At 73.0% G+C, this 25,141-nt stretch carries 22 protein-coding genes; 13 read left to right on the top strand and 9 right to left on the bottom strand.

Annotated features, from left to right (window positions below; genetic code table 11):
* Positions 1–34: 34 nt before the first annotated feature.
* The gene (locus tag C6361_RS22155) at positions 35–1,408 is read right to left on the bottom strand and encodes a hypothetical protein (RefSeq protein ID WP_107258935.1); all 1,374 of its coding nucleotides are present in this window, start codon (positions 1,406–1,408) and stop codon (positions 35–37) included.
* Between the two features lie 179 nt (positions 1,409–1,587).
* On the bottom strand, positions 1,588–3,480 hold the full coding sequence (locus C6361_RS22150; protein ID WP_234358947.1) for a CocE/NonD family hydrolase: 1,893 nt from the start codon (positions 3,478–3,480) through the stop codon (positions 1,588–1,590).
* Between the two features lie 164 nt (positions 3,481–3,644).
* On the opposite strand from C6361_RS22150, the gene C6361_RS22145 reads away from it, so the two are divergent.
* Together C6361_RS22145 and C6361_RS22140 are read left to right on the top strand one after the other, a co-directional pair.
* Complete coding sequence (locus C6361_RS22145; protein ID WP_107268874.1) at positions 3,645–4,496, top strand: N-formylglutamate amidohydrolase; 852 nt, start codon at positions 3,645–3,647, stop codon at positions 4,494–4,496.
* 92 nt (positions 4,497–4,588) lie between these two features.
* A complete protein-coding gene (locus tag C6361_RS22140; protein WP_107258933.1) occupies positions 4,589–5,707 on the top strand; it encodes an NAD(P)-dependent alcohol dehydrogenase in 1,119 nt (372 codons plus the stop codon).
* Between the two features lie 22 nt (positions 5,708–5,729).
* Here the strand turns inward: C6361_RS22140 and C6361_RS22135 are convergent, their stop codons facing one another.
* Positions 5,730–7,259, bottom strand: a complete 1,530-nt coding sequence (locus C6361_RS22135) for an MFS transporter (protein WP_107268873.1) — start codon at positions 7,257–7,259, stop codon at positions 5,730–5,732.
* A 125-nt stretch (positions 7,260–7,384) separates the two neighbouring features.
* Here C6361_RS22135 and C6361_RS37115 point away from each other — a divergent pair, with 125 nt between their 5' ends.
* The 4 genes from C6361_RS37115 to C6361_RS22110 all read left to right on the top strand — a co-directional run bounded on the left by C6361_RS37115 (position 7,385) and on the right by C6361_RS22110 (position 11,599).
* Positions 7,385–8,122 carry a TetR/AcrR family transcriptional regulator gene (locus C6361_RS37115; protein WP_159079424.1) on the top strand — a complete coding sequence of 246 codons (738 nt, stop codon included), beginning with the start codon at positions 7,385–7,387 and terminating at the stop codon, positions 8,120–8,122.
* A 134-nt stretch (positions 8,123–8,256) separates the two neighbouring features.
* Entirely contained in the window at positions 8,257–9,300 is a 1,044-nt protein-coding gene (locus tag C6361_RS22120) for a sodium:calcium antiporter (RefSeq protein WP_107268871.1), read from the top strand.
* Positions 9,301–9,372: 72 nt separating this feature from the next.
* Positions 9,373–10,698 carry a hemolysin family protein gene (locus tag C6361_RS22115; protein WP_107258929.1) on the top strand — a complete coding sequence of 442 codons (1,326 nt, stop codon included), beginning with the start codon at positions 9,373–9,375 and terminating at the stop codon, positions 10,696–10,698.
* Positions 10,699–10,789: 91 nt separating this feature from the next.
* Positions 10,790–11,599 (top strand): SAM-dependent methyltransferase, encoded by an 810-nt coding sequence (locus C6361_RS22110; RefSeq protein WP_107268870.1) that lies wholly within the window; start codon positions 10,790–10,792, stop codon positions 11,597–11,599.
* A gap of 12 nt (positions 11,600–11,611) precedes the next feature.
* Here C6361_RS22110 and C6361_RS22105 read toward each other — a convergent pair whose 3' ends face one another.
* Positions 11,612–13,486, bottom strand: coding sequence for a sulfatase (locus C6361_RS22105; RefSeq protein WP_234358946.1), 1,875 nt, complete (start codon positions 13,484–13,486; stop codon positions 11,612–11,614).
* 230 nt (positions 13,487–13,716) lie between these two features.
* Between C6361_RS22105 and C6361_RS38280 the strand changes: the two genes are divergently transcribed.
* From C6361_RS38280 to C6361_RS22075, 6 genes are all read left to right on the top strand, one after another.
* The gene (locus C6361_RS38280; RefSeq protein WP_234358945.1) at positions 13,717–14,766 is read left to right on the top strand and encodes a helix-turn-helix transcriptional regulator; all 1,050 of its coding nucleotides are present in this window, start codon (positions 13,717–13,719) and stop codon (positions 14,764–14,766) included.
* Positions 14,763–15,278 carry a hypothetical protein gene (locus C6361_RS22095; protein ID WP_107268869.1) on the top strand — a complete coding sequence of 172 codons (516 nt, stop codon included), beginning with the start codon at positions 14,763–14,765 and terminating at the stop codon, positions 15,276–15,278. Before C6361_RS38280 ends, C6361_RS22095 begins: the two co-directional genes overlap by 4 nt.
* A gap of 90 nt (positions 15,279–15,368) precedes the next feature.
* Positions 15,369–16,421: a phosphatase PAP2 family protein gene (locus tag C6361_RS22090; RefSeq protein ID WP_107268868.1), complete on the top strand. Its 1,053-nt coding sequence runs from the start codon at positions 15,369–15,371 to the stop codon at positions 16,419–16,421.
* Positions 16,422–16,429: 8 nt separating this feature from the next.
* On the top strand, positions 16,430–17,122 hold the full coding sequence (locus C6361_RS22085; RefSeq protein ID WP_107268867.1) for a response regulator transcription factor: 693 nt from the start codon (positions 16,430–16,432) through the stop codon (positions 17,120–17,122).
* A gap of 61 nt (positions 17,123–17,183) precedes the next feature.
* Positions 17,184–18,665 carry a HAMP domain-containing sensor histidine kinase gene (locus tag C6361_RS22080; RefSeq protein WP_234358944.1) on the top strand — a complete coding sequence of 494 codons (1,482 nt, stop codon included), beginning with the start codon at positions 17,184–17,186 and terminating at the stop codon, positions 18,663–18,665.
* Positions 18,662–19,255: a hypothetical protein gene (locus C6361_RS22075; RefSeq protein WP_107268865.1), complete on the top strand. Its 594-nt coding sequence runs from the start codon at positions 18,662–18,664 to the stop codon at positions 19,253–19,255. The genes C6361_RS22080 and C6361_RS22075 overlap by 4 nt, the downstream gene beginning before the upstream one ends.
* Before the next feature lie 30 nt (positions 19,256–19,285).
* On the opposite strand, the gene C6361_RS22070 is transcribed toward C6361_RS22075, so the two are convergent.
* The 5 genes from C6361_RS22070 to C6361_RS22050 form a co-directional block, all read right to left on the bottom strand.
* Entirely contained in the window at positions 19,286–20,311 is a 1,026-nt protein-coding gene (locus C6361_RS22070; protein WP_107268864.1) for a D-alanine--D-alanine ligase family protein, read from the bottom strand.
* 67 nt (positions 20,312–20,378) lie between these two features.
* The gene (alr, locus tag C6361_RS22065; RefSeq protein WP_107271104.1) at positions 20,379–21,521 is read right to left on the bottom strand and encodes an alanine racemase; all 1,143 of its coding nucleotides are present in this window, start codon (positions 21,519–21,521) and stop codon (positions 20,379–20,381) included.
* The gene (locus C6361_RS22060) at positions 21,518–22,720 is read right to left on the bottom strand and encodes an acyltransferase family protein (protein WP_107268863.1); all 1,203 of its coding nucleotides are present in this window, start codon (positions 22,718–22,720) and stop codon (positions 21,518–21,520) included. The genes alr and C6361_RS22060 overlap by 4 nt, the downstream gene beginning before the upstream one ends.
* A gap of 117 nt (positions 22,721–22,837) precedes the next feature.
* On the bottom strand, positions 22,838–23,665 hold the full coding sequence (locus C6361_RS22055; protein ID WP_107271103.1) for an SAM-dependent methyltransferase: 828 nt from the start codon (positions 23,663–23,665) through the stop codon (positions 22,838–22,840).
* 67 nt (positions 23,666–23,732) lie between these two features.
* The gene (locus tag C6361_RS22050; RefSeq protein WP_107258920.1) at positions 23,733–24,587 is read right to left on the bottom strand and encodes a helix-turn-helix transcriptional regulator; all 855 of its coding nucleotides are present in this window, start codon (positions 24,585–24,587) and stop codon (positions 23,733–23,735) included.
* A gap of 181 nt (positions 24,588–24,768) precedes the next feature.
* Here C6361_RS22050 and C6361_RS22045 point away from each other — a divergent pair, with 181 nt between their 5' ends.
* The gene (locus tag C6361_RS22045; protein WP_234358943.1) at positions 24,769–25,137 is read left to right on the top strand and encodes an MmcQ/YjbR family DNA-binding protein; all 369 of its coding nucleotides are present in this window, start codon (positions 24,769–24,771) and stop codon (positions 25,135–25,137) included.
* Positions 25,138–25,141 lie beyond the last annotated feature (4 nt).

The following is a 25,141-nucleotide window of genomic DNA, read 5'->3' as shown; positions in this document are numbered from 1 at the left end:
CCGCGACGAACCGGCGACCGGGCCACGGGGGTGACTAGTACCGGCCGGGGTCGGCGCCGTTCGGGGTGTAGACGGGCGGCTGCGAGTGTGGGTGCCCGTGGTGCTGTGGCTGGTGCGGGTGCTGCTGCGGCTCGAACATGTTCACCGCCGGCTCGGGCTGCTCGACCGGCTCGAACATGTTCACCGCCGGTTCCGGCTGCTCGACCGGCTCGCGCTGCTCCGGCAGGTCGGGCTGCTCGACCGGCTCCGCCGCCTGCTCGGCCATGGCCCGGTTGGCCTCCTGGCGCACCGCGACCATCTGGTATTCGCCGGTCTCCCCGGTGATCGCGGCGGCCGCCAGCACCGCGGCGGCGGCCCTGTCGGCCAGCCGCTTCGCCTCGCGCTGGGTCCGGGCCCGCACCTCGGCCGCCTGCCGCTCGGCCTGCTCGGCCGCCCGGCGGGCCTCGTCCAGCCGGTTGAGTTCGGCGGTCAGGTCCTGCCGGACCTCACCGAGCCGCTGCTGCAACTGGGCGAACTCCTGCTCCGCCGTGGCACCCTCCTGGCGGGACTGCGCCAGTTTCTGCTGCGCGCTCTCCTGGGCCGCCTGCAACTGGCCGAGCGACTGCTGCCGCGTCTCGATCTCCTCCTGGAGCGCCGCGAGCTGCTGCTGGTGCGCCGTGGCCTGCTCGTCCGCCCGTCGGCGCAGGTCGGAGGCGTACTGCTGTGCCTCCGACCGGAGGTTGGCGTTCTCCTCCTCGACCTGCTTCTGCACCCGGGTCAGCTCCGCCTCGGTGCTGTTGCGCAGCTCGGTCAGCTCCCGCTCCACGTTGGCCTGCCACTGGCCGAGTTCCTGCTGGGTACGCGTCCGGGCCGCCTCGATCTCCTGCTGGATCTGGTTGCGCGCCGCCTCCAGCATCGACTCGGCCTGGGCCTGCGCCCGCTCGGCCTGCTGGGCACTCCGCTCGCTGACCCGCTGCGCCTCCTGCTCGGCGCGCTCCCGGCTGGCCTCGCCCTCGGCGACCAGCTTCTCGGCCTGCTCGCGGGCGTCCGCGAGGACCCGTTCCGCCTCGTTCTGGTGCTCGGTGGCCCGCTGGGCGGCGGCGTCGACGATCACCCCGGCCTGCTTCTCGGCCAGTGCCATGATCTGGTCGACCATCGGGCCCAGGTCGCGGAACGACGCCCGGTCCACCTGCGGCGGGCGGTCCCGCAGCTCGGTCAGCTCGGCCTGCACCTGCTGGAGATGGACGGTCAGCCCCTGGATGTGGCTGAACGCCTGCTCGCGTTCGGAGACCAGCTTCGAGAGTTCGTTGGCGGTCTGCGCCACGTACTGCTCGACCTGCCGCTTGTCGTAACCGCGCAGCGTGGTCTCGAAACTGGGCCGCGAAGTCTTGTCCTCGTGCAGGTCGAACAGCTCCTGGCCTTGGGACATGCGCCATCCTCCATACGGTCGCGAGCCCGGTGCCGGCGTCCGGGGCACACGCCGCAGGGGTAGGGCTCAACCGGCGGATCATACACCTGGCGGCGGCCCGACGGGGTGGCCCGGGCTATCCGTACCCGGACCGGTGCCGCCCCGCCGGCCGTCGGGGTGACGGCCGGCGGGGCGTACGGTCACAGCCCGGCGGCGTGTGCGGCGGGCGTACCGCCGACGATCGGCAGTACGATCCGGCTGGTCTTCAGCGCCACGTCGATGGTGGCCCGGTTAGGGTCGGCCTGGCTGGAGTACTGCGGGTAGCTCCCGACGACGATCACGCCGATCCGGTGGCCCGGCTGGAAGACGTAGTCCTCCGGCAGCAGCGGGAAATCGAAGTTGTAGAGCTTGCCCGGGACCAGCGGGGTGGCCTTGCGGATCGACTGGCGGTTCTGGGCGTCCAGGATGCCCTTGGTGACCAGTTCGAGGTCGGCGGTGGCGACCCGCTTCTGGGTCTGCTTGTAGCAGCCGTCGTCGGTGGGGCTGGTCTCGCCCCAGCAGTCCTGGGTCTCCAGGGTGATGATGCCCTCCCCGGAGGCCCGGTGTGCCACCCGTTCGGCGGTGCCGTAGTCGACCAGGATCGCCCCGAAGTTGGTGTCGGTGGCGTTCGCGCCGGCCCGCAGCCGCACCACGGGCGTACCGGAGACGTGCAGCGGGGCCCGCAGCGGCTCCGACAGGTACGCCAGCCGGTTCGGCGTGACGGTGTCCGGGTTGTTGATCATCGCGTCCTGGCGCTGCGCCGGGTCGTCGGCGAAGGTCTCGGTGGCCGGCTTCCGCGTCGGCACCAACTTGAGACCACCGGCGCCGCCGGCACCCGGCTGGAGGAAGACCTCGGTCTCGGTCGTCCCCGGGACGGGCCAGTCGGCGTGCGTCTCCCAGACGTCGGCGGAGCGCTCCAGGTCGACCCGGGGCTCGTCCATGATCCCGTTCGGTACCTGGTGCAGCCAGTAGTCGAACCAGCGGTGCAGGGTGTTCACCCAGACCGTCCGGCGGGAGTCGAACGGGTCGACGTGCCCCTCCTGGGAGAGCCACAGTTTGCGCGGCACGTCGTGCGCGGCCAGCGCGTACCAGAACTTGCTGAAGTGGTCCGGGCGGACGTTGTCGTCGTTGAGCCCGTGGTAGAGCAGCACACTGGCCTTGATCTTGTCGACGTTCCGGACGTAGCTGCGCTCGGTCCAGAAGGCCGAGTAGTCGCCGGTCTCGTCACCGTCGGCGGCGGCCATCGCGTCCCGGACCGGTTTGCAGTAGTCCCGGCGGTCCGGGTTGGTCACCGTGTTGGCCAGCGACGCGACGTAGCTGTTGCCTCGGGTGATCACCCCGTTGCTGCGGGTGTAGTCGTAGTACTCCGCCGGGCCGCTGATCGGCACGATGGTGGTCAGCCCCTTGACGCCGGTCACCGCCGTCGCCATCGCCAGCGAGCCGTCGTACGACTTGCCGATCATGCCGGTACGGCCGTTGTGCCAGTCGGCCCTGACCACCTGCCCGGCCGCGTTCCGCGCGGTGGCCCGACCGTTCAACCAGTTGATCGCCTGCTTGGCGCTCAGGTTGTCCGGGTCGCCGTTGGTGGTCGGGCAGCCGGTGGAGTTGTTGGTGCCGACCATGTCCAGCAGGATCACCGCGTACCCGCGCGGCACGAAGTAGTTGTCGTAGAAGAGCGGCCACTTGTCGAGCAGGCCGTCACCGTCCATGTCGACCTTGCACTCGGACTCGTTGCCCCGGCAGACAGTCGAGTAGTACGGGCTGGCGTCCATGATGACCGGCACCTTGAGCCCGTCGGCGGTGGCCTTGGGGCGCATGACGTCGAACGCGATGATGTCGCGCAGGCCGTCGTTGTCGCTGTCGAACGTCGAGTCGACGAAGAGCCGCTCCCGGATCGCGTCGGCGTACCCGAACACCGGTTGGGTGACCCCGTCACCCACCACGATGGACGGCCCGGCCTGGGCGAACGCCGGTGGCGTGGCGCCCAGCACGGCCACCGCCGCCATCGGCAGCACCGCGAGTCCGACCCGCCAGATCCTACTGATCCGACCCATACACACTCCTTTTTCGCCGGTCAGGGGCGTGGGTAGGCTACGGGCGGAAATGGTGATCGAACAACGTACATCTGTCGGAAGCTGACCCGCCCGGGTTCGACGGCACGCGCAAGGACCTGCGGTGGCCGGTCCGTCGCCGGGTCGGCGTCCGCCGGGATGGGTCGATGCGACGGTGGTGGTTGGTGCGGCACGGTGGCTCGGAGGGGTCGGCGGGCTTCCGGGTCGTGCCGGGCGCCGCCGACAGCGAGGTGGTCCTGCACGTTCCGCACGCCGGTCGGCTGATCCCGCCGGAGGTACGCGCCGAGCTGCTGCTCGACGACGCCGCCCTGGCGGCCGAACTGGCCCGGATGACCGATGCGCACACCGACCTGATCGCGGCCCGGGCCGCCGGCTCCGCCCGGCGTACCCCGTGGACGTTCGTCAACCTGCTCTCCCGGCTGGTCGTCGACCCGGAGCGCTTCCCGGACGAGCGGGAGTCGATGCGGGCGGTCGGGATGGCCGCCGTCTACACCCGGACCAGCGACGGTTCCCGGCTGCGCGCCGACGACCCGGTCGCCGAGGAGCGGCTGCTCGACCGCTGGTACCGCCCCTACGCCCGCGCGGTCACCGAGCTGGTGGCGGCCCGGTTGGCGGCCCGGGGTCGGGTGACCCTGCTGGACGTGCACTCCTATCCGAGCCGGCGGCTGCCGTACGAGATCGGCGGCACCGAGCGGCCGGCGGTCTGCCTCGGCACCGATCCGGCGCACACCCCGGGCTGGCTGCTGGCGGCCGGCCGGGCGGCCTTCGCCGGCTTCGGCGACACCGGCGTCGACACCCCGTTCGCGGGTTGCTACGTGCCGTTGCGCTACTACGGCCGGGACCGCCGGGTGACCGCCCTGATGGTGGAGATCCGGCGGGACGGCTACCTGGTCGAACCCGGCGGCCCGCCCACCGACGGCCTGGCCGCGCTGGCCGGCGCCCTGGCCACCCTGGTCGACGCGGTGGACGCCGGCACCGACCGTCACCACCGGGTTTGACGCCCGGTGCTCCGGGCGCTAGAAACATGCAGTCAGCATCGTCGATGTCTGACCGACCGATCCGGGTGGTAGACCGACCAGCAGGAGACCAGATGCCGCTCCCCACCACCGCGGCGGTCGTCCGCGGCGCCGGCAAGCCCTTCGTCGTCGAGCAGATCGTGCTGAACGGCCCGGCCGAGCACGAGGTCCTGGTCCGGATGGTCGCCGCCGGCATGTGCCACACCGACCTGACCGTGCAGGCCGGCTTCGCCCCGTTTCCGCTGCCCGGGGTACTCGGCCACGAGGGTGCCGGCGTGGTGCAGGCGGTCGGCTCGGCCGTCACCTCGGTGGCACCGGGCGACCGGGTGCTGCTCTCCTTCTCCTCCTGCGGAAGCTGCCGGTCCTGCCACCGCGGCGAGCCCTCGCTCTGTCACACCTGGCTGCCCCGCAACCTGCTCCGCGGCGCCCGCCCGGACGGCACCGCCCCGCTGGCCGGGGCGGACGGCGGCGAGCTGCACGGCCACTTCTTCGGGCAGTCGTCCTTCTCCGCGCTGGCCCTCGCCGACGAGCGCAGCGTCGTCCGGGTCGACCCGGAGGCGCCGCTCGAGGTGCTGGCCCCGCTCGGCTGCGGCGTGGCGACCGGCGTCGGCACCGTCTTCAACGTGCTGCGCCCGTACCCCGGCGCCAGCATCGCGGTCCTCGGCACCGGCGCCGTCGGGCTGAGCGCGGTGATGGCCGCCGCGTTGAGCCCCGCCACACAGATCATCGCGGTGGACCGGGTGCCGGACCGGCTCCGGCTGGCCCGCGAACTCGGCGCCACCGACACCGTCGACACCGGCTCGGACGACCTGGCCGAGGCCCTCGCCCGGCTGACCGACGGGCATGGCGTCGACCGGATCCTCGACGCCACCGGCGTGCCGGCGGTCATCTCGGCCGGTCTGGCCAGCCTCGCGGTCGGCGGGATCTTCGCGTTCGTCGGCGTGCCGCCGTTCGGCACCACCGTCCCGGTGGACGTCAACGCCATGCTGCCCGGCCGGTCGGCGGTCGGGGTGACCATCGGCGGCGCGGAGACACAGTCGCTGATCCCGACCCTGATCCGGCTGCACCGGCAGGGCCGGCTACCGGTGGACCGGCTGGTCACCGGGTACGACTTCGGGCAGATCCAGCGCGCCGCCGACGACGTCCATGCCGGCCGTACGATCAAGCCGGTGTTGCGCTTCGCCGACGAGTAGCCGCCGAACGCCCCGGCCACGGCTACCGCGCGGCGACCTCGTCTCCGGCCGCTTCCACCGGTACGGCGGTCGGCGGCGGGGTCGGGGTCGGGGTCGACTTCGGCCGGATTGTCAGCGCCGCGACGACGGCGGCGGCGACGCCACCGACCACCCCGACGATCGCGGTGGCGGACATCGCCTCGACGAAGGCGTCCCGGGCCAGCCGGGCCAGGTTGCCGTCCCCGGTGGCGGTGGCGATCCGCAGGGCGTCGCCGATGGATTCCCGGGCCGGACCGGTGACCTCGGCCGGCATCGCGCCCCGGTAGGCGGCGGCCAGTACGCTGCCCAGCACCGCGACGCTGAGCGCCGTGCCGATCTGCTGCACGGTGTCGTTGACCGCCGAGCCGACGCCGGCACGTTCCGGCGGCAGCGCGGCGAGCAGGGTGCCGACGGCCGGCGGTCCGGTGACGCCGCTGCCCGCCCCGATCAGGACCAGCGCGACGGCCAGCGTCGGGTAGCCGTCGGCGGGCCCGATCGAGGCGAGCACCCCGAAGCCGACGGCCATCAGCGACAGCCCGGTGGCGATCGCGACCCGGGCACCGAACCGCCGGTCGACCAGTACGCCGAGGCCGTTGCAGGCCATCACGGTGACCAGCATCGGGACGAACGCCAGGCCGGCCCGCATGGGCCCGTACCCGAGGACGAACTGGAGGTACTGGGTCAGGGCGAGCAGCACGCCGCCGGCCGAGAGCGAGAGCAGCACGATGGAGAGGCTGGCCCCGCCGAAGTTCCGGTCCCGGAAGAGCGACATCGGCAGCATCGGCTCGGCGACCCGGCGCTCCCAGAGCGCGAACGCGCTGAGCAGTACGGCCGCGCCGACCAGCCCGGCGACGGTCGGCGGGGAGGACCAGCCCTCCTTGGCCGACGAGATGACCGCCCAGACCAGCGCCGCCATGCCGGCGGTGGAGAGCAGCGCACCGACCACGTCGGGTCGGCTGGCCGGACCGCGCGCCTCGGGGATGATCAGGAGCGCCGCGACGATGCCGAGGACGGCGATCGGGACGTTGAGCAGGAAGACCGACCCCCACCAGAAGTGCTGCAACAGCAGCCCGCCGAGGGTCGGGCCGCCGAGCGCGCCGAGTACCAGCACGGAGCTCCAGATCGCGATGGCCTTCTTCCGTTCGGAGGAGTCGAAGACGGTGGTGAGGATCGAGAGCGTGCTGGGCATCAGGAAGGCGGCGCCGACCCCCATCAGGGCCCGGGCCGCGATGAGCTGACCGGGGGTCTGGCAGAGTGTGGCCAGTACCGAGGCGCCGCCGAACACGACCAGCCCGGTCACCAGGGCGCGTCGCCGGCCGTGCCGGTCGGAGAGGCTGCCGGCGGTGAGCAGCAGGCCGGCGAAGACCAGGATGTACGAGTCGAGGATCCACTGGATCTCCGAGGCGCTCGCCCCGAGGTCGCGGATCAGCGCCGGGATGGCGATGTTGAGCACCATGTTGTCGATGACGGCCACCAGCAGGCTCAGACAGAGCACGCCGAGGATCCACCAGCGACGCGGATGAGATGTGGACACCAGGACCTCCGCTCGTACAGCGTTCGAGGAATCTCGCACACCGTACCAGCAAATTAGAACGGCGTACCAGAAATCTCGAACGCTGTACGAGACCCGGTAGGATGGCCGGGTCGAAAGGATCGGGGATGCCGAAGTCCGACCCGTTCACCGACTCGGTGTGGCTGCGCCCGCCCCGGGGCCGGGGCGAACAACCCACGCTGAGCCGTGAGCAGATCGTCCGGGCCGCGATCGAGCTGCTGGACGCCGAGGGACTGGCCGGGCTGAGCATGCGCCGGCTCGGCACCCGGCTGGGTTCGGGCGCCACCTCGGTGTACTGGTACGTGACGAACAAGGACGAACTGCTCGAACTCGCGGTCGACGAGGTGATGGGCGAGGTCTACGTCCCCGAGGTCGGCGACACGAGCTGGCGGGTCGGCGCGTCGGTGCTGACCGCCGGCACCCGGGAGATGCTGCTCCGCCACCCGTGGGTGATCGGCCTGCTCGGGGTACGCCCGAACCTCGGCCCGAACGCGATGCGGATCGGCGAGCGTACCGTGGCGCTGCTCTCCGCCGCCGGCTTCGCCGGGCTGGAGCTGTCCCACGCCAGTGCGCTGCTGACCTCGTACGCGATCGGTTCGGCGACCACCATCTCGGCGATGGTCACCAGCATGCGGCAGTCCGGCATGTCGATCACGGAGATCGTGGCGAAACTGGAACCCCAGCTCGGACGGATAGCCAAGGACCATCCGCAGTACGACAGGTGGCGGCAGGAGGTCGGGGCGACCGCGTACGTCCCGGAGCGGATCTGGGACGAGAGCTTCACCTTCGGGCTGGACCGGCTGCTCGACGGGCTGGAATCGTGGCTGGACCGGCCGGACCGGTGACCGCCGCCGGCTGACCGCCGGGAGCGCGCCTCCCCGGTCGACCGCCGGGAGCGGTCCCCGGCCCGGCCGGCGCGGGCGGACCTGCCGATGCCGGCGGCATGCTTCGGAGCCGGCAACTCGGGAATAACCGCCCGATGCTGGGCTTTCTACCCGCCACGCCCTGGGCACTCGGCCCCAGCGTCGGCGTCTTCGCCGTCGCCGGTCTGGTCACGATCCTCGGCAGCATCCGGCTCGTCGCCCTGGGCGACGCCCTCGCGGACCGGACCGGTTGGGGCGAGGCCGTCTTCGGCGTGGTCTTCTTCGGCGTCGCCACCGGGCTCTCCGGGATCGTGATGACGGCGGTCACCGCGGCGGGCGACCATCCCCAGCTCGGCTACAGCAACGCGGTCGGCGGCATCGCCGCCCAGACCACCGCGGTCGCGGTCGCGGACGCCTTCTACCGCCGGGTCAACCTCGAACACGCCGCCGCCTCCTCCGCGAACCTGCTCTTCGGCTGCCTGCTGATCGCCCTGCTCAGCCTCGCGCTGCTCGGCAGTTACAGCCCGAACGTCACCGTCGGCGGCATCCACCCGATCTCGGCCGTGATCGTCGCGTGCTACCTCGGCGGGCTCCGGCTGATCCGGACCGCCGGCACCAGACCGATGTGGCAGGCGGTCGGCACCAAGGAGACCCAACCCGACGTACCGCAGGACCACGGTGCCCTCGACCGGCACCGCGCGGGCACGCTCTGGGGGCGGTTCGTGCTGGTCGGGGCGCTCGTCGCGGCGAGCGGCTGGGCGGTGTCACTGGCCGCCGAGAGCGTCGTCGAGACCACCGGCCTCACCGCCGGCTTCACCGGCGGGGTCCTGCTCGGCATCGTGAACGGGCTGCCGGAGACGGTCACCGCGATCGCCGCCGTACGCCGGGGTGCGGTCACCCTGGCCGTCGCGGCCGTCCTCGGCGGGAACATCCTCGACGTGATCACCCTGGTGGTCGGCGACATCGCGTACCGGCAGGGCTCCATCTACCACGCCGCCGGCAACGACGACCTCTTCATCACCACCACCGGGCTCTTCATGACCGCGATCCTGCTCGCCGGGCTGCTCGTCCGGCAGACCTGCGGCTGGGGGCGACTCGGCTTCGAGGGCGTACTCCTGCTGGGCACGTACCTCGCGATGACGATCATCCTCGCCACCTGACCCGTACCGGACCGCCGCCGACCGGCTAGGTTTGGTGGCCACACCAAGCGGGACGAGGAGGCCGGACTTCCGGTGGACGGCTACGGGCTACAGGTGGCACTGGTTCTGTTCCTGGTACTGGTCAACGCGGCCTTCTCCGGCAGCGAGATGGCGCTGGTGTCGCTCCGGGAGAGCCAGATCCAGCGGCTGGAGCGGCAGTCGCGCGGCGGCCGGGTGCTGGCGAAGCTGGCCCGGGACCCGAACCGGTTCCTCGCCACCATCCAGATCTTCATCACGCTGGCCAACTTCCTCGCCTCGGCCGCCGCCGCCGTCTCGCTGGCCGCACCCCTGGTGCCGCTGCTCGGCTTCCTCGGTTCGGCCGCGGAGCCCGCCTCCGTCATCCTGGTGACGATCCTGTTGACCTTCGTCAGCCTGGTCCTCGGCGAACTGGCGCCGAAGCGGATCGCGATGCAGCGGGCCGAGGGCTGGTCGCTGGTGGTGGCCCGCCCGCTCGACGTGCTCGCCGCGTTCTCCCGGCCGGCGGTCTGGCTGCTCAGCAAGTCCACCAACCTGGTGGTCCGGCTCACCGGGGCCGACCCGGAGGGCGGCCCGGAAGAGGTCAGCGCCGAGGAGCTGCGTGAGATGGTCACGGCGCAACGCGGACTCTCCGCCGAGCACCGCACCATCATCAGCGGCGCCTTCGAGATCGCCGACCGGATCCTGCGGGAGATCCTGGTACCGCGCGGGCAGGTCGTCACCCTGCGCGCCGACCTGCCCACCTCGGCGGCCCGGCGGCAGCTCGCCGAGTCCGGGCACAGCCGCGCCCCGGTCGTCACCCGGGGCGGCCTCGACGACGTACTCGGCGTCGTGCACCTGCGGGACCTGCTCGACGACGGCGGTACGGTCGCCGGGCACGTCGCCCCGGCGCTCTTCCTGCCGGAGACCCTCGGCGTCACCGACGCGCTGCGGCAGATGCGCCAGCAGCGCCAGCAGTTCGCCGTGGTGGTGGACGAGCGGGGCGCCAACGACGGCATCGTGACGATGGAGGACCTGATCGAGGAGATCGTCGGCGAGATCTACGACGAGACGGACCGTGACGTCCAGGCCGTGGTCCGGCAGCCCGACGGGACGCTCCTGGTCGCCGGCACGTTCCCGATCCACGACCTGCCCGACATCGGCCTCGACCTCGACGAGCCCGACGACGGCGACTACACCACGGTCGCCGGCCTGATCCTCGCCCGGCTCGGTCACATCCCGACCGCGCCCGGCGAGACCGTCGAGCTGCCGGCCTTCACCGCGCAGGTCGCCGAGATCGACCGGCACGCCATCACCAGGGTACGGCTCCGTCCGCGACCGACCGAGGCGAACGGCGACGAGGCAGCCGACGACGAGGCCGGTACGGTCGCCGGACGCGGCTGACGAACGCCGGGGTCGATCGGAGGGTGCGTACGAGGCATCGACGATCTACGGTGGAGCGGTCGTGTCCGCTACGCAATCCTGGGGAAGCCACGTGACGAAGGAAGCGCCGCCAGCAGAGCACGCACGGCCGGACGGGCTCGACACCGGCGTGCCACACTCCGCCCGGATCTGGAACTACTGGATGGGCGGCAAGGACAACTTCGCCGCCGACCGCGAGGCCGGTGACGCCTACCGGCAGCAGTTCCCCGGGATCGTCCCGCTGGCCAAGCAGTCCCGGCGCTTCCTGATCCGTGCCGTGCACCACCTGGCGGCCGAGGCGGGCATCCGCAACTTCCTCGACATCGGCACCGGACTGCCCACTCTGGACAACACCCACCAGGTGGCCCAGCGCGTCGCCCCGGAGTCCCGGATCGTCTACGTCGACAACGACCCGCTCGTGCTGACGCACGCCCGCGCGCTGCTCAGCAACACCACCCCGGAGGGGGTCACCGACTACGTCGACGCGGACTTCCACGATCCCGACCAGATCATCGCCGACGCCCGGAACATCCTCAACTTCACCCAGCCGATCGCGGTCATGTTCATGGGCGTACTCGGGCACGTCGCCGACCACGAGGAGGCACGCTCCATCGTGGCCCGGGTGATGGCGGCCGTACCCAGCGGCAGCTACCTGGTGCTGTGGGACAGCACCAACACCACCGAGGGGTTCGACGAGGCGCAGCAGGGCTACGACGACACCGGCGCGGTGCCGTACGTGCTGCGCAGCCCGGAGCAGATCGAACGCTGCTTCGACGGCCTGACCCTGCTGGAGCCGGGGATCGTCTCCATCTCGCAGTGGCGCCCGGAGAGTGCCGACGCGGAGCCGGTCGACGGGTACGGCGGGGTCGGTCGCAAGCCCTGACGTCGGTCCGGGTCAGGAGGCGGTCCGGGGCCCGAACGCGGTCAGGAAGCGGTCCCGGAACGCGTCCATCCGCCAGACCGGGGCCTGCCGACCGGGCTTCAGGCCGTCCTGCCAGCCCCACCGGGAGATCCGCCCCAGCACGGCCGGGTCGTGCGCCACGATGGTGATCGGCACGTCCCGGCTGGCACCGGTACCGGTGACCACCGGCGAGGGCTGGTGGTCACCGAGGAAGACGACCACGGTGTCGTCGTCGCCGTACCGCTCCACATAGGAGACGAGGCTGTTCAGCGAGTACGCGATGGACCGCCCGTACTCGGCCCGCACCTTCCTCCGGTCGCCCCAGAGCGCGCTCTTCGGCTCCCCCTGGCTCGCCATCGGCGCGAAGACCGACCCGTCGCCGAGGTCGTCCCACTCCACGAACTGCGGAAGGGGCGTCCAGGGCGCGTGGCTCGACACCAGGGTTATCCCCGCCATCAGCGGAGCCCGCTCCGGCGTACCGTGCTCGTACCGTTCGAAGGCGGCCAGGACGAACTGGTCCGGCATGGTGGCCCAGCTGAACTTCGGGCCGTGGTAGCCGAGCTGCCGCGAGTCGTAGACCTTCTGGTAGTCGTACAGCTCCCCCTCGGGCCAGGCCCGGGTGACGCCCGGCATGATGCCGACGGTGCGCCAGTCCGCCCGGCGGAAGGCCCCGGTGAGGGTGAGCCGGTCGGTGGTGACGATGTTGCGGTACCGCTGCTGGTTGTCGATCCAGAGACCGGACAGGAAGGTGGAGTGGGCCAGCCAGCTGCCGCTGCCCGCCGTCGGTGAGGTGAGGAAGGCGCTGCGCGAGCCGAAGCCGGCGGCGGCCAGCCGCCGGGTGCCGGCGTCGAGCGCCGCGTTGACCGGCGGCGCGATCGCCGGATCCTCGACGGCGCTGCGCCCGTAGCTCTCCACGAAGACCAGCAGCACGTCCTTGCCGCGCAGGCCGGTGAGCAGCCGGTCACCGGGGACGTCACGGAAGGCGTCCACGGCGGCCTGCCGGGTGAACTCCTGCTGGCTGCGCAGGCCGTCGCGGACCTGGTGCGCCCGGGCGTGTGCCAGGCCCGCCGTGTTCCGGGCCGCCACGGGTACGCCGGGAACGATCTGCACCCCGAGCACCGCACAGGCGAGCCAGGCCGCGCCGAGCACCACGAGGGTACGGGTCGCGGCGACGCTGTGCCGGGTCACCAGGTGGGTCAGGCGGAGCACCGCCAGCGTCATGAGCACGAGTACCGCGACCACCAGCAGTACGGCCACGATCGCCGCGCCGACCGCGCCGGCCCGGCCGAAGGAGTCGGTGAGGAACGAGATCGCGTCGTCCAGCAGTACCCAGTCGAGGACCGGGTCGAACTGCCGGGCGAGTACGGCGTAGAAGCCGACGTCGACGAGCTTCAACAGGCCCAGCAGGCCGAGGGTGACGCCACCGAGTACGGCCGCCACCCGGCGCGCCCCCGGCCGCAGGGCGAGCAGGAGCAGGAGGCCGAGGAGTGCCTCCACCGGAATGCGCGCCAGCGTGCCGGGGGTGAACTGCTCGGGTCGGTTGCCCACGGTGAGGGCGAACAGTACGAGCAGCACCGCGAGCGCGGTCGTCACCTGCGCCGCGATCCGCCGCACGAGCGAACGGGGCCGTTCTGCCGCCTCCCCGTCGGCCGCCTCCCCGCCGGCCGCCTCCGCTCCGCCATCGGCCGCCGCTCCGTCGGCAGCGGGGCCGGCACCGTCGTCGCCGCCCGCGGTCTCGCCGTCACCCTCGGCAGCGGTGGGGTCGTCCTCGGAGTGCCCGTCCGGCAGCGGACCGTCCGGCAGCGGACCGTCCGCCGTGGTCGTCGGTGCCTGGTCCTGTGCCTGACGGAAGCGCGTGAAGAGTGACAACCCGAAGATCCTCTCCTGGAGGCCGTGTTGGCGGGGCGGGCCAGGCGCGTGTGGCCGCCCGTGAGCTAGAACGGGATTCCCGCGCCTACGGTTCAACGCGGACGCCGCGCCGGGCAGCACCGTTGCGTGATCGCGCAACGAATCGACCGGGTGATCTTGTCGGCCCGAGACATCGGTGCCGTCCTGTGTTTGTATCGCGGCGTACCGATTCCCGGGGGGAGGGAGTTGTCATGACGGGCAGGGGCACGGGGGCGCTGGCCGTCGGGCGGGCGGTGCCGCTACTGGTCCGCTGGGGGGTCTCCGCCGATGCCGACCTGGTCTATCGCTGCCTGGTCACCTTCGGTTCCCGCAGCACCGGCGACATCGCCGCCAGTCTCGGACTCGCCGCGCGCCGGGTCCGCGAGGCGCTGGACGAGTTGGCCGAGGCCGACCTGGTCGCGCCGAGCGCCGCGCCGTCCGGCTCCGGGGCCGACGCGGTGACCTGGCGGGCCGTGGCGGCGGAGCTGGCGGTGGCGACGCTGCGACGCCGCGCCCTCCGGCGGGCCGCCCCGCCGGTCGAGGGCCCGGCCGGCCTGCTGCGACCGGGTATGGTCCGGCCGTTTCCGGCCCGGCGGCTGCCGGATCGCGAGGCGACCCGTCGGCGCATCGCCGAACTGGTGGCGCTGGAGCGGGTCGAGCACCTGGCGATGAATCCGGAGGAGATCTTCGACACCGAGGCGCTGGCGATCGGCGCCCCGTTGGACATCGCGCTGCTGCGGCGCCGGATCCGGCTGCGTTCGCTGGGCCGGGCGCCCGCCGACGGCGACCGGTCGTCGCGGCACGCGACGGAGTTCGCCCGGCTGGGCGGGGAGTACCGGGAAACCTCCCGGCTGCCGCACAAGTTGATGATCTTCGACCGCCGCGTCGCGCTGGTCGCCGTCGACCCGTACGGGCTGCACCACGGCACGTGGGAGGTCGTCGAACCCGCGGCGGTCGAGTCGTTCGTCTCGCTCTTCGTCCGGTACTGGACGGAGGCGACAGATCCACGCCGGAACGGAGTACCGGAGGTCGTGCTCACACCACGGGAGAAGGCGCTCGTCGCACTGCTCGCCGAGGGGCATACCGACAGCAGTGCCGCGAAGGAACTCGGCATGTCCACCCGCTCGGTCACCTACGCGCTGCGGTCCCTGATGGACCGGCTCGGGGTGGAGAACCGCTTTCAGCTCGGCCTCGCCCTCGGCGCGATGCAGGCGGCGAGCCCACCGAGGAACAGACCGCCCGTGGAGGGAGAAGACCGATGAGACACCTGTTCGCGGCGGTGGCCGCCGCCCTGATCACCTCGCTCACCGCCGGGCCGGCGACGGCTGCCGAGCCGGTGTGGGAGCGGATCCCCTGCACCTCCGGCGCGATCGAGGTCGCGGCGACGGACGAGACCAAGGACGGGGTGTTCCTCACCCTCGCGGGTCAGCTCGACTGCGCCGAGGAGAAGACGGCCGCCGCCTTCGGGTACGGCATCTACGAGCCCGGTCGCGCCGAGGGCCTCGTGTACGGGTCGCACCTGCGGCCGTACGCGCCGGCCGGGGCCAGCCCGTTCGCCGACCGGAAGCGGGTGCCGACCGGGCGGGTGGACTTCGCGATCTGCGTGGTCACCGACTACCTGGTCCGGGTCGAGTGTGTCCGGGTGGTGTGGGACCTGCTGGACCACGAGATCCAGGCGCGCCCGCTGGAGACCACCGATCCGCTGGTCAATCGCATGGTCCGACTCGTCTCGCCGGACTGGGGACCCCGGCCGGTCTGCGGGAGCTGCTGGTAGCGGTCCGGTCACCCCGGCCGGCCGGCGGCTGTGACAGAACCATGACATGACCCGCACGCTCCCCGGACCCGGGCACCGCATCCTTGGCTGGTGCATCCGGTATCGCCGTACCCGTCAACGACACCGCCGGGACCTCCGGCCCGGTCCGACCGCCGGCCGGCGCCCGCCGCCCGGGAGCCGGCCCGCCGGCTGCGCCGCGCCGCCCTCGGGTACCTGCTCGCGTTCGTGCTGACCGCCGTCGGGTTCGTCGGCACCGGTGCGGGGCAGTTGCTCGACGGCACGCTGCTGCCCCGGGCCGAGCGGGGCGGCGGGTACGAGCAGCCGACCGAGCTGGTCGAGCCGGCACGGGCCGTACTGGCCTGGTTCGGCGACCCGGCGGTGCTGGGCCTGCTGCTCGTCGCCGTACTGCTGCTCGGTCTGCTCGGTCGGCGGCCCTGGGCCGGGGTGGTCGGCGTGGGCCTGGTCGGCGCCTCGGTGGTCGCCGCGGGCGTCGCCAAGCAGGTGATCCTGCGGCCGGAACTCGGGGTGGCCGACTCGACGACGCACAACAGTTTCCCCAGCGGTCACGTCGCGGCGGCGATGGCGCTGCTCCTGGCGGTGCTGCTGGTGCTTCCCGCGCCGGCCCGGGGATGGTGTGCCGCCCCGGGGGCGGTGGGCGTCTGCACGGTCGCCGCCTGCACCATGATCGCGGGGTGGCACCGGTTCAGTGACGTCCTCGGCGGGGTGCTGCTGGCGGCGGCGCTGTTCTGCCTGGCCGCCGCCGTGCTGGCCCGGCCGCGCCGGGACACCGGTGCCGCTTCGGCCGCCGTCGAGGTCGGGTCCTTCGGGCTGCTCGGCGGGGTGCCACTGCTGGCGCTGCTGGCGCTGCTGGCCGGCGTGCCGGCGTACCCCGCCGACACCGTGACCGGCGGTGCCGGCGGGCTCTTCGTCGCGATCGTGGCCGGAAGCGGATTCGTCGCCCTGGTCGTCGCCACCGTGCTGGTCCTGCTGCGCCCGGTGGATTTCGCCCGCCCCGCCCCCGGTCGCGGCCCCGCCCCCGGTCGCGAGCCCGGACCGGGCGCGGAATCGGACAGTTCGGCAGCGGGGGTCCGATCCGTGCCACAAATCATGATCGACAAGGCAACTTCGACGGGAATGCAATAGTTGGTGACATGTCTCGGGTGCTGTTGATCGAGGACCATCAGACGGTGCGCGACGGCCTCCAGTTGGCCCTGACCCGGCAGGGGCACACCGTGGACGCCGTGGCCACCGGCGAGCAGGGGCTGGCCCGGCTGGGTACGGACACCGCCGACGTCGTCGTCCTGGACCTCATGCTGCCCGGGATGGACGGCTTCGAGGTGTGCCGCCGGATCCGGTCGGCCGGCGACCTGCCGATCATCATGCTCACCGCCCGCAACGACGACATCGACGTGGTGGCCGGGCTGGAGGCCGGTGCCGACGACTACGTGGTCAAGCCGGTGCAGGCCCGGGTACTCGAGGCGCGGATCCGCGCGGTGCTGCGGCGGACCGGCGGCGAACCCCGGCGCCCGGGCCCGGAGCCGACGGTGCAGCGGTACGGCGCGCTGACCATCGACCGGTCGGCGCTGGTAATCAGCAAGGCCGGGGTGCCGATCGGCCTCGCCCCGACCGAACTGCGGCTGCTGCTCGAACTCTCCGGCACGCCGGGCCGGGTGCTCAGCCGGCAGCAACTGCTGGAGGCGGTCTGGGAGCACGGCTACCTCGGCGACTCCCGACTGGTCGACGCCTGTGTGCAACGGTTGCGGGCGAAGATCGAGGACGACTCCGCCGCCCCGGTCTACGTGCAGACCGTCCGCGGCTTCGGATACCGGTTCGGCCCGTTGTGAACCGCGCCCGACCGCACGGCCGGCACTCGCCGCACGGGGCTGCGCGACGTGGCCGGGCCCCGTGCTGAGCCCGCTGCGGTGGCCGCCGGGCCTGCGGGTCCGGCTGCTGCTCGCCTTCGTCTCGCTCGGCCTGACCACCACGGCGGTGGTGGCCGGCGCCGGCTACGTCCGGGCCCGTAACGTCATCCTGCAAACGGCCCAGGACGCGGCCGTCGTCACGTTGAAGGAGCAGATCACCCAGCTCGCCCCGATCCGGACCCTGCCACCGAGCCAGGCCGATCTCGACGCCATCGCGGCGGAACTCTCCGGCCGCGACGACACCGCGATCGCCGCGTACCAGGGGCGCAGTTCCGCGCCCGACCAGGTCTCCGCGGTACTTCCGCCGGAGTTGCGCAGCGCGGTCGGCAGCGGCCGGGTCGTCTGGCAGCGGCAGACCGCGCAGGGCTTCCCGTACCTGGTGATCGGGACCCAGGTCATGCTCAGCCTGCCGGACGGAACAGCACGACCGTCCGGGCTGGAGATATACCGCCTGCACAGCCTGGAGGCCGAGCAGCGCAGCATCGACCGGCTCGCCGCGTCGGCCTGGTCGACCGGCGCGCTGTCGCTGGCGCTCGCCGTCGTGCTGGCGCTGCTCGCCGCCCGGGGCGTACTGCGGCCGGTCCGGGAACTCGACCGGGCCGCCCGCCGGCTCGGCGACGGCGACCTGAGCACCCGGCTGGCCGTACGCGGCTCCGACGAACTGGCCCGCGTCGCGGACACCTTCAACCACACCGCCCAGCGGCTGGAACGGCAGGTCGGCGAGTTGCGCCGGATGGAGGCGGACGCCCGGCGCTTCGTCGCCGACGTCTCGCACGAACTGCGTACCCCGCTGGCCGCGATGACCGCGGTCACCGACGTACTCGACGAGGAGGCACCCCGGCTGCCCGGCGACGCGGGCCGGGCCGCCCGGCTGGTCAGCCAGGAGACGCAGAGCCTGACCCGGCTGGTCGACGACCTGATCGAGGTGAGCAGGTTCGACAGCGGCACCGCCGCACTCGCCCTCGACGACGTCGACGTGCCGTCGGCGGTACGCGCGACACTGCGCGCCCGGGGCTGGACCGAGCGGGTGGTGGCCGACCTGCCGCCGGACACCCGGGCCCGGCTCGACCCCCGCCGGCTGGACGTGATCCTGGCGAACCTGGTCGGCAACGCGCTGCGGCACGGCGCCCCGCCGGTGACGGTACGGCTGCGCGCCGAGCCGGACTGGATCGTCCTGACGGTCGGCGACCGTGGCCCGGGGCTGGACCCGCTGGTGCTGCCGCACGTCTTCGACCGCTTCTACAAGGCGGACAGCGCCCGGAGCCGCTCCGAGGGCAGTGGTCTCGGTCTCGCCATCGCCTGGGAGAACGCCCGGCTGCACCGGACCGGCGCCGAGCGGGGCAGCCTGGTGGCCGGGAACGATCCGGCCGGCGGCGCGGTGTTCACGCTCCGCCTGCCGCGCCGCTGCACCGATCCGGCGCCGGCCGTCGCCGACCGGACCGGTTCCGACGGGGGGCGTCCGTGACCGGCCTCCGGCGCCGGGTGGCACTCGCCGCCGTCGCGCTGCTGGCGGTGCTCGCCGCCGGATGCGGCGTGCGGCCGTCCGTGGTCATCACCGGCGGTCCCGCCCCGGTGGGACGGGTGCAGGGGGTGGGCCTGTACTTCGTCGCGGAGCAGCGGGTGACGCTGGTGCTGCGTCCGTCCACACCGCCGGGTTCGGTCGACGCCGCGCTGGCACTGCTGCTGGCCGGTCCGGACCCGCGCGAGCGGCAGCGGGGCTACCGCAGCGAGATCCCGGCGGGTGCCGGGCCGGCGGTGACGACGTCCGACCGGTCGGGTACGACGGTGAGCCTCGGCACCGACGTGACGTCCCTGTCGGCGCGGGCGGTCGACCAGCTCGTCTGCACCGTCCGGTACGCCCTGCCGGCCGACCGGCCGGCGGAGCGCTCCATGGTCACGCTGACCGGCCCGGACGGGAGCCGGGGGCCGTACGGCTGCGACCCGCCGGAATGCCCGGCCGCGCCGGACGGGGCGGAGGACTCCCCCGGCGCCGACCGGTGCCTGCCGGCCGACCCCGGGCCCGCCCCGGCCCGGACCGCCGCCCCCGGCTCCTGAGCCGCCTCGCCCGGCGCTTCACCGGGCGCCTCATCGGGCGGCCGTGGCGTTCCGGGCGCCGTCGATCAGGATGTCGAGCAGCCTCGGGAAGGCGATCCCGGCCCGGGCCCAGATCCGCGGGTACTGCGACGCGTCGGTGAAGCCGGGGAAGGTGTTCACCTCGTTGACCACCGGCTCCGCCGAGCCGCCGTCGGCCAGGTCGTCGTCGGCCAGGTCGTCGGTGGGCAGGTCGTCGGCGGGCAGGAAGAAGTCGACCCGGAGCAGCCCCCGGCAGCCGAGCGCGTGGAAGGCCCGGAGCGCCCGGTCCTGCAACAGCCGGGTGGTGGCGGCGTCGAGCGGGGCCGGAATCTGGAAGACGGCCCCACCGTCGTACTTCGCGGCGTGGTCGAAGAAGGCGACGCTCGGCGGCACGCCGATCTCCAGCGGCGGCCCCGCCTCGACCCGTCCGTCCGGGTACTGGAGTACGCCGACGTCGATCTCCCGGCCGGGTACGGCCCGCTCGACCAGCACCTTCGGATCGGCCTCGCGGGCCAGCCGGAGCGCGGCCGGCAGTTGCCACCACTGGTCGACCCGGGACACGCCGAGGCTGGAGCCCGCCCGGGCCGGCTTGACGAAGACCGGCAGGCCCAGCCGCTGCTGTTCGGCCTGCGACAGGTACTCGCCGTCCCGCAGCGTCACGCCGGTGGTGACCCGCAGCCCCTCGGCACCGAGCAGCTTCTTGGTCACCGCCTTGTCCATTCCGGCCGCGCTGGCGAAGACTCCGTTACCGACGTACGGCACACCGAGCCAGTCCAGCATCGACTGGACGTTGCCGTCCTCGCCGTACGGGCCGTGCATGGCCGGGAAGACCACGTCCTGGGCGGTGAGCACCCGCAGCGCCGCCGACAGCGTGACGGGTACGCCGTCGACCTGCCACCGGCCGTCCCGCTCGACGAGTACCCGGGTCACCCGGTAGGCGTCCCGGTCGAGGTGGGCGAGGATGCTCGCCGCCGAACGGCGGGACACCTCGTGCTCGCCGCTGCGCCCGCCGTACAGCACCGCCAGCCGGATACTCATCCTCGACACTCCCCTGCACTCCGGCCGCCACGCGGCAGGCGGGCACCGCGCCCGCTGGTCCGTACCCTCATTCCGCTGCCGGCCTCGCCGGTCGGTACCGGCGGGCGACCCGGGCGCCGATGCCGGTCAGGATCTCGTGCGGGCTGGTCCGGGCCCACCCCGCCCACTCGGCCGCCGTCGGCCAGCCGAAGCCCGCCCGGGCCGGGCCGAAGAGCACCACCGGGTCGCCGAGCGCCACCGGCAGCTCCCCGGCGTCGACCACGCACTGGTCCATCGCGATCCGCCCGACGATCGGTCGCCGGGTGCCGGCCAGCCACACCTCGGCACGCCCCTCGGCGGTCCGGGGCAGCCCGTCCGCGTAGCCGAGCGGCAGCAGCGCCAGCGTCGTCGCCCGCTCGGTCACCCGGTCCGGCCCGTAGGAGACGCCGGTACCGGCCGGCACCCGCTTGACGTTCACCACCGTGGAACGCAGGGTCATCGCGGCCCGCAGCCGGTACACCCCGGCGCCGGGGGCGCCGAACGGGTCGACGCCGTAGAGCGCCAGTCCGATCCGGCAGAGGTCGTACCGGGTCGCCGGGGCGGCCAGCGCCGCCGCCGAGTTCGCCAGGTGGGCCAGATCCGGTCGCAGTCCCGCCGCCCGGGCGATCCGCAGTGCCTCCTCGAAGGCCGCCACCTGCCGGCCGACGCCCCGACCCTCCGGCGTCTCCGCGCCGGCCAGGTGCGACCAGACCCCCCGGACCCGGACGGTCCCCTCGACCTCGTACTTGCGGGCCCAGTCGACCAGCTCCGGCCAGTCGTCGCGGTTGGCGCCGTTGCGGGACAGTCCGGTGTCGGCCTTGAGCTGGACCGTCGCGGGCCGGCCCGACCGGCGCGCCGCCTCGGCGATCGAGTGCAGGTGCGGCACGGTCGAGACCCCGAGGTCGACGTCGGCGCCGATCAGCCGGCCGAAGTCGTCGTCCGGACGGTGCAGCCAGCTCAGCACGGGCGCGGTGAGACCCGCCGCGCGCAGCGCCAGCGCCTCGCCGGCCGAGGTCACCCCGAGCCAGCTCGCGCCGGCCGCCAGCGCGGCCCGGGCCACCGGTACGGCACCGTGCCCGAACCCGTCGGCCTTGACCACCGCCATCAGCGCGGTACCGGCGTGCGCCGCGACCGTACCCAGGTTGGCCGCGACGGCCGCGAGGTCGACCTCGGCCTCGGCCAGCGCGCTCATCCGCGCCACCCCGGCGGTACGGCGTCCGCGAGCCGCCTCTCCGGCTCCACCTGGCCACCGTCGGGGCCGCTGCGATCGCGCGGCACCTCGCCGTCCCGCCACAGTGACCGGGGGCGACGCCGACGGCCGGCGGGGCGGGGCGCCGGCAGGTCGAACATCCAGCCGGCCCGCAGGAGCAGCAGTCCCCGGTGCAGTGCCAGGGTCAGGGCGAGCAGGGCCGAGGTGAGCAGGATCGGATAGCCGAGCGCCAGCGCGAACTGTCCGGACCGTCCCAGCCCGGAGAGCGGGCCGTGCAGTACCCGGTCGGCGAGCGCCAGCAGCGGCAGGTGCAGGACGTACACCGGGAGGGTCCGCCGGCCGAGGGCGGCGAGCGGGTCGCCGAGCCGGCGCCACCGGGCCAGCCGGGCGGCGGCGGTGAGGCCGAAGGCCACCGCCGCGACCGAGACCAGCAGCCACACCCCCGGCCAGCCCTGCGCGCCGGTCCAGGCCATCCCGGCCAGTGCGGCCAGGTAGCCGGCAGCGGTGAGCAGCAGGCGGCGCCGGGTCGCGGTCGCCACCCAGCGTGACAGGTACGGCCGCAGGTGCAGCCCGCCGAGGAAGAAGACCAGGTTCTGGTAGACGCCGCCCCGGTTGCCGGCGGTGGCGAGCAGTCCCGCCGTACTGGCGGCGGAGAGGCCGGCGGCGGCCGCCAGCAGCACCGGCACGGGGACCCGGCGGGCCAGCTTGGCAACCGCGAAGTAGAGCGCGAGGGCGTAGAGGTACCAGAGGTTGGACGGGCTGACGGTGAGTTGCGCCAGCAGGCCGGTGACCGAGCCGGCCCGGTCGGTCGGGAAGTCCGGCGCGGCGGCGAGCAGCAGGGTGTGGATCAGCAGCCATCCGGCGTACAGGTAGAGGAACCGGGCGATCCGGGACCGGCCGACCCGGCGCCACGGCCGGTCGACGGCGTTCGCCGCGAAGAGTCCGGAGATGGTGAAGAAGAGCGGCATCCGCAACGGCAGCAACTGCTCGCCCAGCGTCCCCCACACCCCGGGCAGCGGTACGCCGAGATGCCACTCGATCCGCAGGTAGTGCTTGACGATGACGTGCCAGAGCACCACGAGGGCGATGCAGGCGCCCTTGGCGACGTCGGCCCAGCGCTGCCGGGGCCGCGACGGGACGGCGCCCGGACGGGCGGCTGGCGGGTAGGGCTCGGAACTCACCCGAGCGAAGGTGCCATCGCCATGTCCGGAGCCGGTCCGCGCATTGTCACGACCGGGTAATAGCCGTCCGGCTCTCCGGGTCGGGACGGGCGGTCATAGCCTGCGGCCGACGGACGGTCAGGGCTTGCGGCCGACCCCGACGAGGTTGTCCAGCGGGCGCGGTGGGCCGGCCGGGCTGGGCTCGGGCCGCCACCGGGTGACGTCGACCAGCCCCGGCTCGACCAGCTCCAGCCCCTCGAAGTAGCTGGCGATCTCCTCCGGGGTACGCATCGCGTAGGGCGGGTTGGCCGACTGGTTCCAGATATTCATCACGTCGTTGAGTTCCGGGTTGGTGTCGGCACCGTCCACGGCCACCAGATAGCTCCCGGCGGGCAGGGCGTCCATCAGCCGGCGTACGACCGCACGCGCCTCCTCGACGCTGGGCAGGTGGGCCAGGATCCCGGAGAGGATGACCGCGACCGGCTGGCTGAGGTCGAGGGTGCGACCCGCCTCCCGCAGGATCGTCTCGGTGTCCCGGATGTCGGCGTCGATGTAGTCCGTGGCGCCCTCCGGCCCGCTGGTCAGCAGGGCCCGGGCGTGCACGAGCACGAGCGGGTCGTAGTCGACGTAGACGATCCGGGCCTGCGGGGCCACCGCCTGGGCCACCTCGTGCGTGTTGTTGGCGGTGGGCAGACCGGTGCCGACGTCCAGGAACTGCCGGACCCCGGCCTCACCGGCGAGGTAGCGGACCACCCGGTTCAGCACGGCGCGGTCGGCACGCGCGATCTCGACGATGATCGGGAACGCCTCGGCGATCTCGTCGCCGAGCGCCCGGTCGACGGGGTAGTTGTCCTTGCCGCCGAGCCAGTAGTTCCAGACCCGGGCCGTCTGCGGAACCTCGGAGTCGATCTTCGGCCTGGACGACTCCGCCGCGCCGGAGCTGCCTTCCTCGCCGGACGTGGAAATCTCCTGGGTCACGGGCAGAACCCTCCGGTCGGTCGATCGATCTGGCGGAGGTCAAGGATATCCACCGTCATCGCGGCGCCTCGTCGAGGTCGCGGATGATCCGGTCCAGGATCTGGAAGGTGTCCTTGAGCGGCGCGGCCTCGACGAAGAGCCGGTTCACCGCCTCGAAGTAGCAGTCGACGTCCTCCCGCTTGTCGAGATAGAGCGCGCTGGTCAACTGTTCGATGTAGACCAGGTCGGCCAGTTCCTGCTGCGGGAAACGCAGGATGGTGAAGGCGCCGCCGGCCGCGGCGTGCCCACCGGCGGCGAGCGGGATCACCTGTAGCTTCACGTTCGGCATCTTCGTGACGATGCTGATCAGCGCCTCGAGCTGGTCGCGCATCACCTGCGGCCCGCCGACCGGGCGGCGCAGCGCGGCCTCGTCCACCACCGCCCAGAACATCGGCGGATCCGGACGGGTCAGCACCTGCTGCCGCTCCATCCGCAGCCGCACCCGGCGGGCGAGTTCGTCCTCCCGGGCCGCGCCGTGGCCGAGGCGCACCACCGCCCGGGCGTACTCCTCGGTCTGGAGCAGCCCCGGGACGAACTGGACCTCGTAGCTGCGGATCAGTGTCGCCGTCGCCTCCAGCCCCAGGTAGCGCTGGAACCAGTTCGGCGTGACGTCGCTGTACGGGTGCCACCAGCTCGACGTGTTCGCCTCGCGTACCCGGGCCAGCAGCGTGGCCCGCTCCTGCTCGTCGTGCACGCCGTAGAGCGAGAGCAGGTCGAGTACGTCGCGCTCCTTGAAGCCGACCCGGCCCAGCTCCATCCGGCTGATCTTCGACTCGGAGGCGCGGATCGGCTCCGCCGCTTCCGCCCTGGTCAGTCCCCGCTCCTCGCGCAGTCGTCGTAGTTGGGCCCCGACCAGGATCCGTACGGCCATCGCGCCGTCGCCGGGTCCGTCCGGCTGTGCTGATCCGCTCACCCCACACCTCCGGGTTGCTTCCCGACGCCAAGCATGCCATCGAGAGTCGGCCAGAGCTACCGATCGGCCACGGTTTGCGATCATCAAACGGACGGTAGCCGGGTCAACACCGGACGGCGGGTACGCCAGAATGGTCGACGTGGCGGTACCGGATGCGCAGTTCCTACGGATGGTGGAGACGCTCGCCGAGGTCGAGCGGGCCCAGGCGCGGGACTACACCTCGTTCAGTGTCCGGGGCACGCGCTTCGGCTACCACTGGCCACGCACCAGGACGGTGGGGCTGAAGCAGACCCTGTCCGAGCAGGCGGCGCTGGTCGCCGAGCGGCCGGACGTCTTCGAGGTGCAGTTCACCTCCGGCGGCTTCGGCTGGGTCGTCGTCCACCTGCCCAGGATCGACGCCGACGAGCTGGCCGAACTGGTCTACGAGGCCTGGTCCCTCTCCGCGCCCGGAGACCTCGTCGACGGACACCCGCTCGTCCCGGCCCCGTCACCCGCACCGGGTCGGTAGCCGG

Origin of the sequence: Plantactinospora sp. BC1 (assembly GCF_003030345.1) — a bacterium.
GTDB lineage: Bacteria > Actinomycetota > Actinomycetes > Mycobacteriales > Micromonosporaceae > Plantactinospora.
Note: the sequence above shows the minus strand (reverse complement) of the source record. Positions and strands in the feature narration are given on the sequence as shown.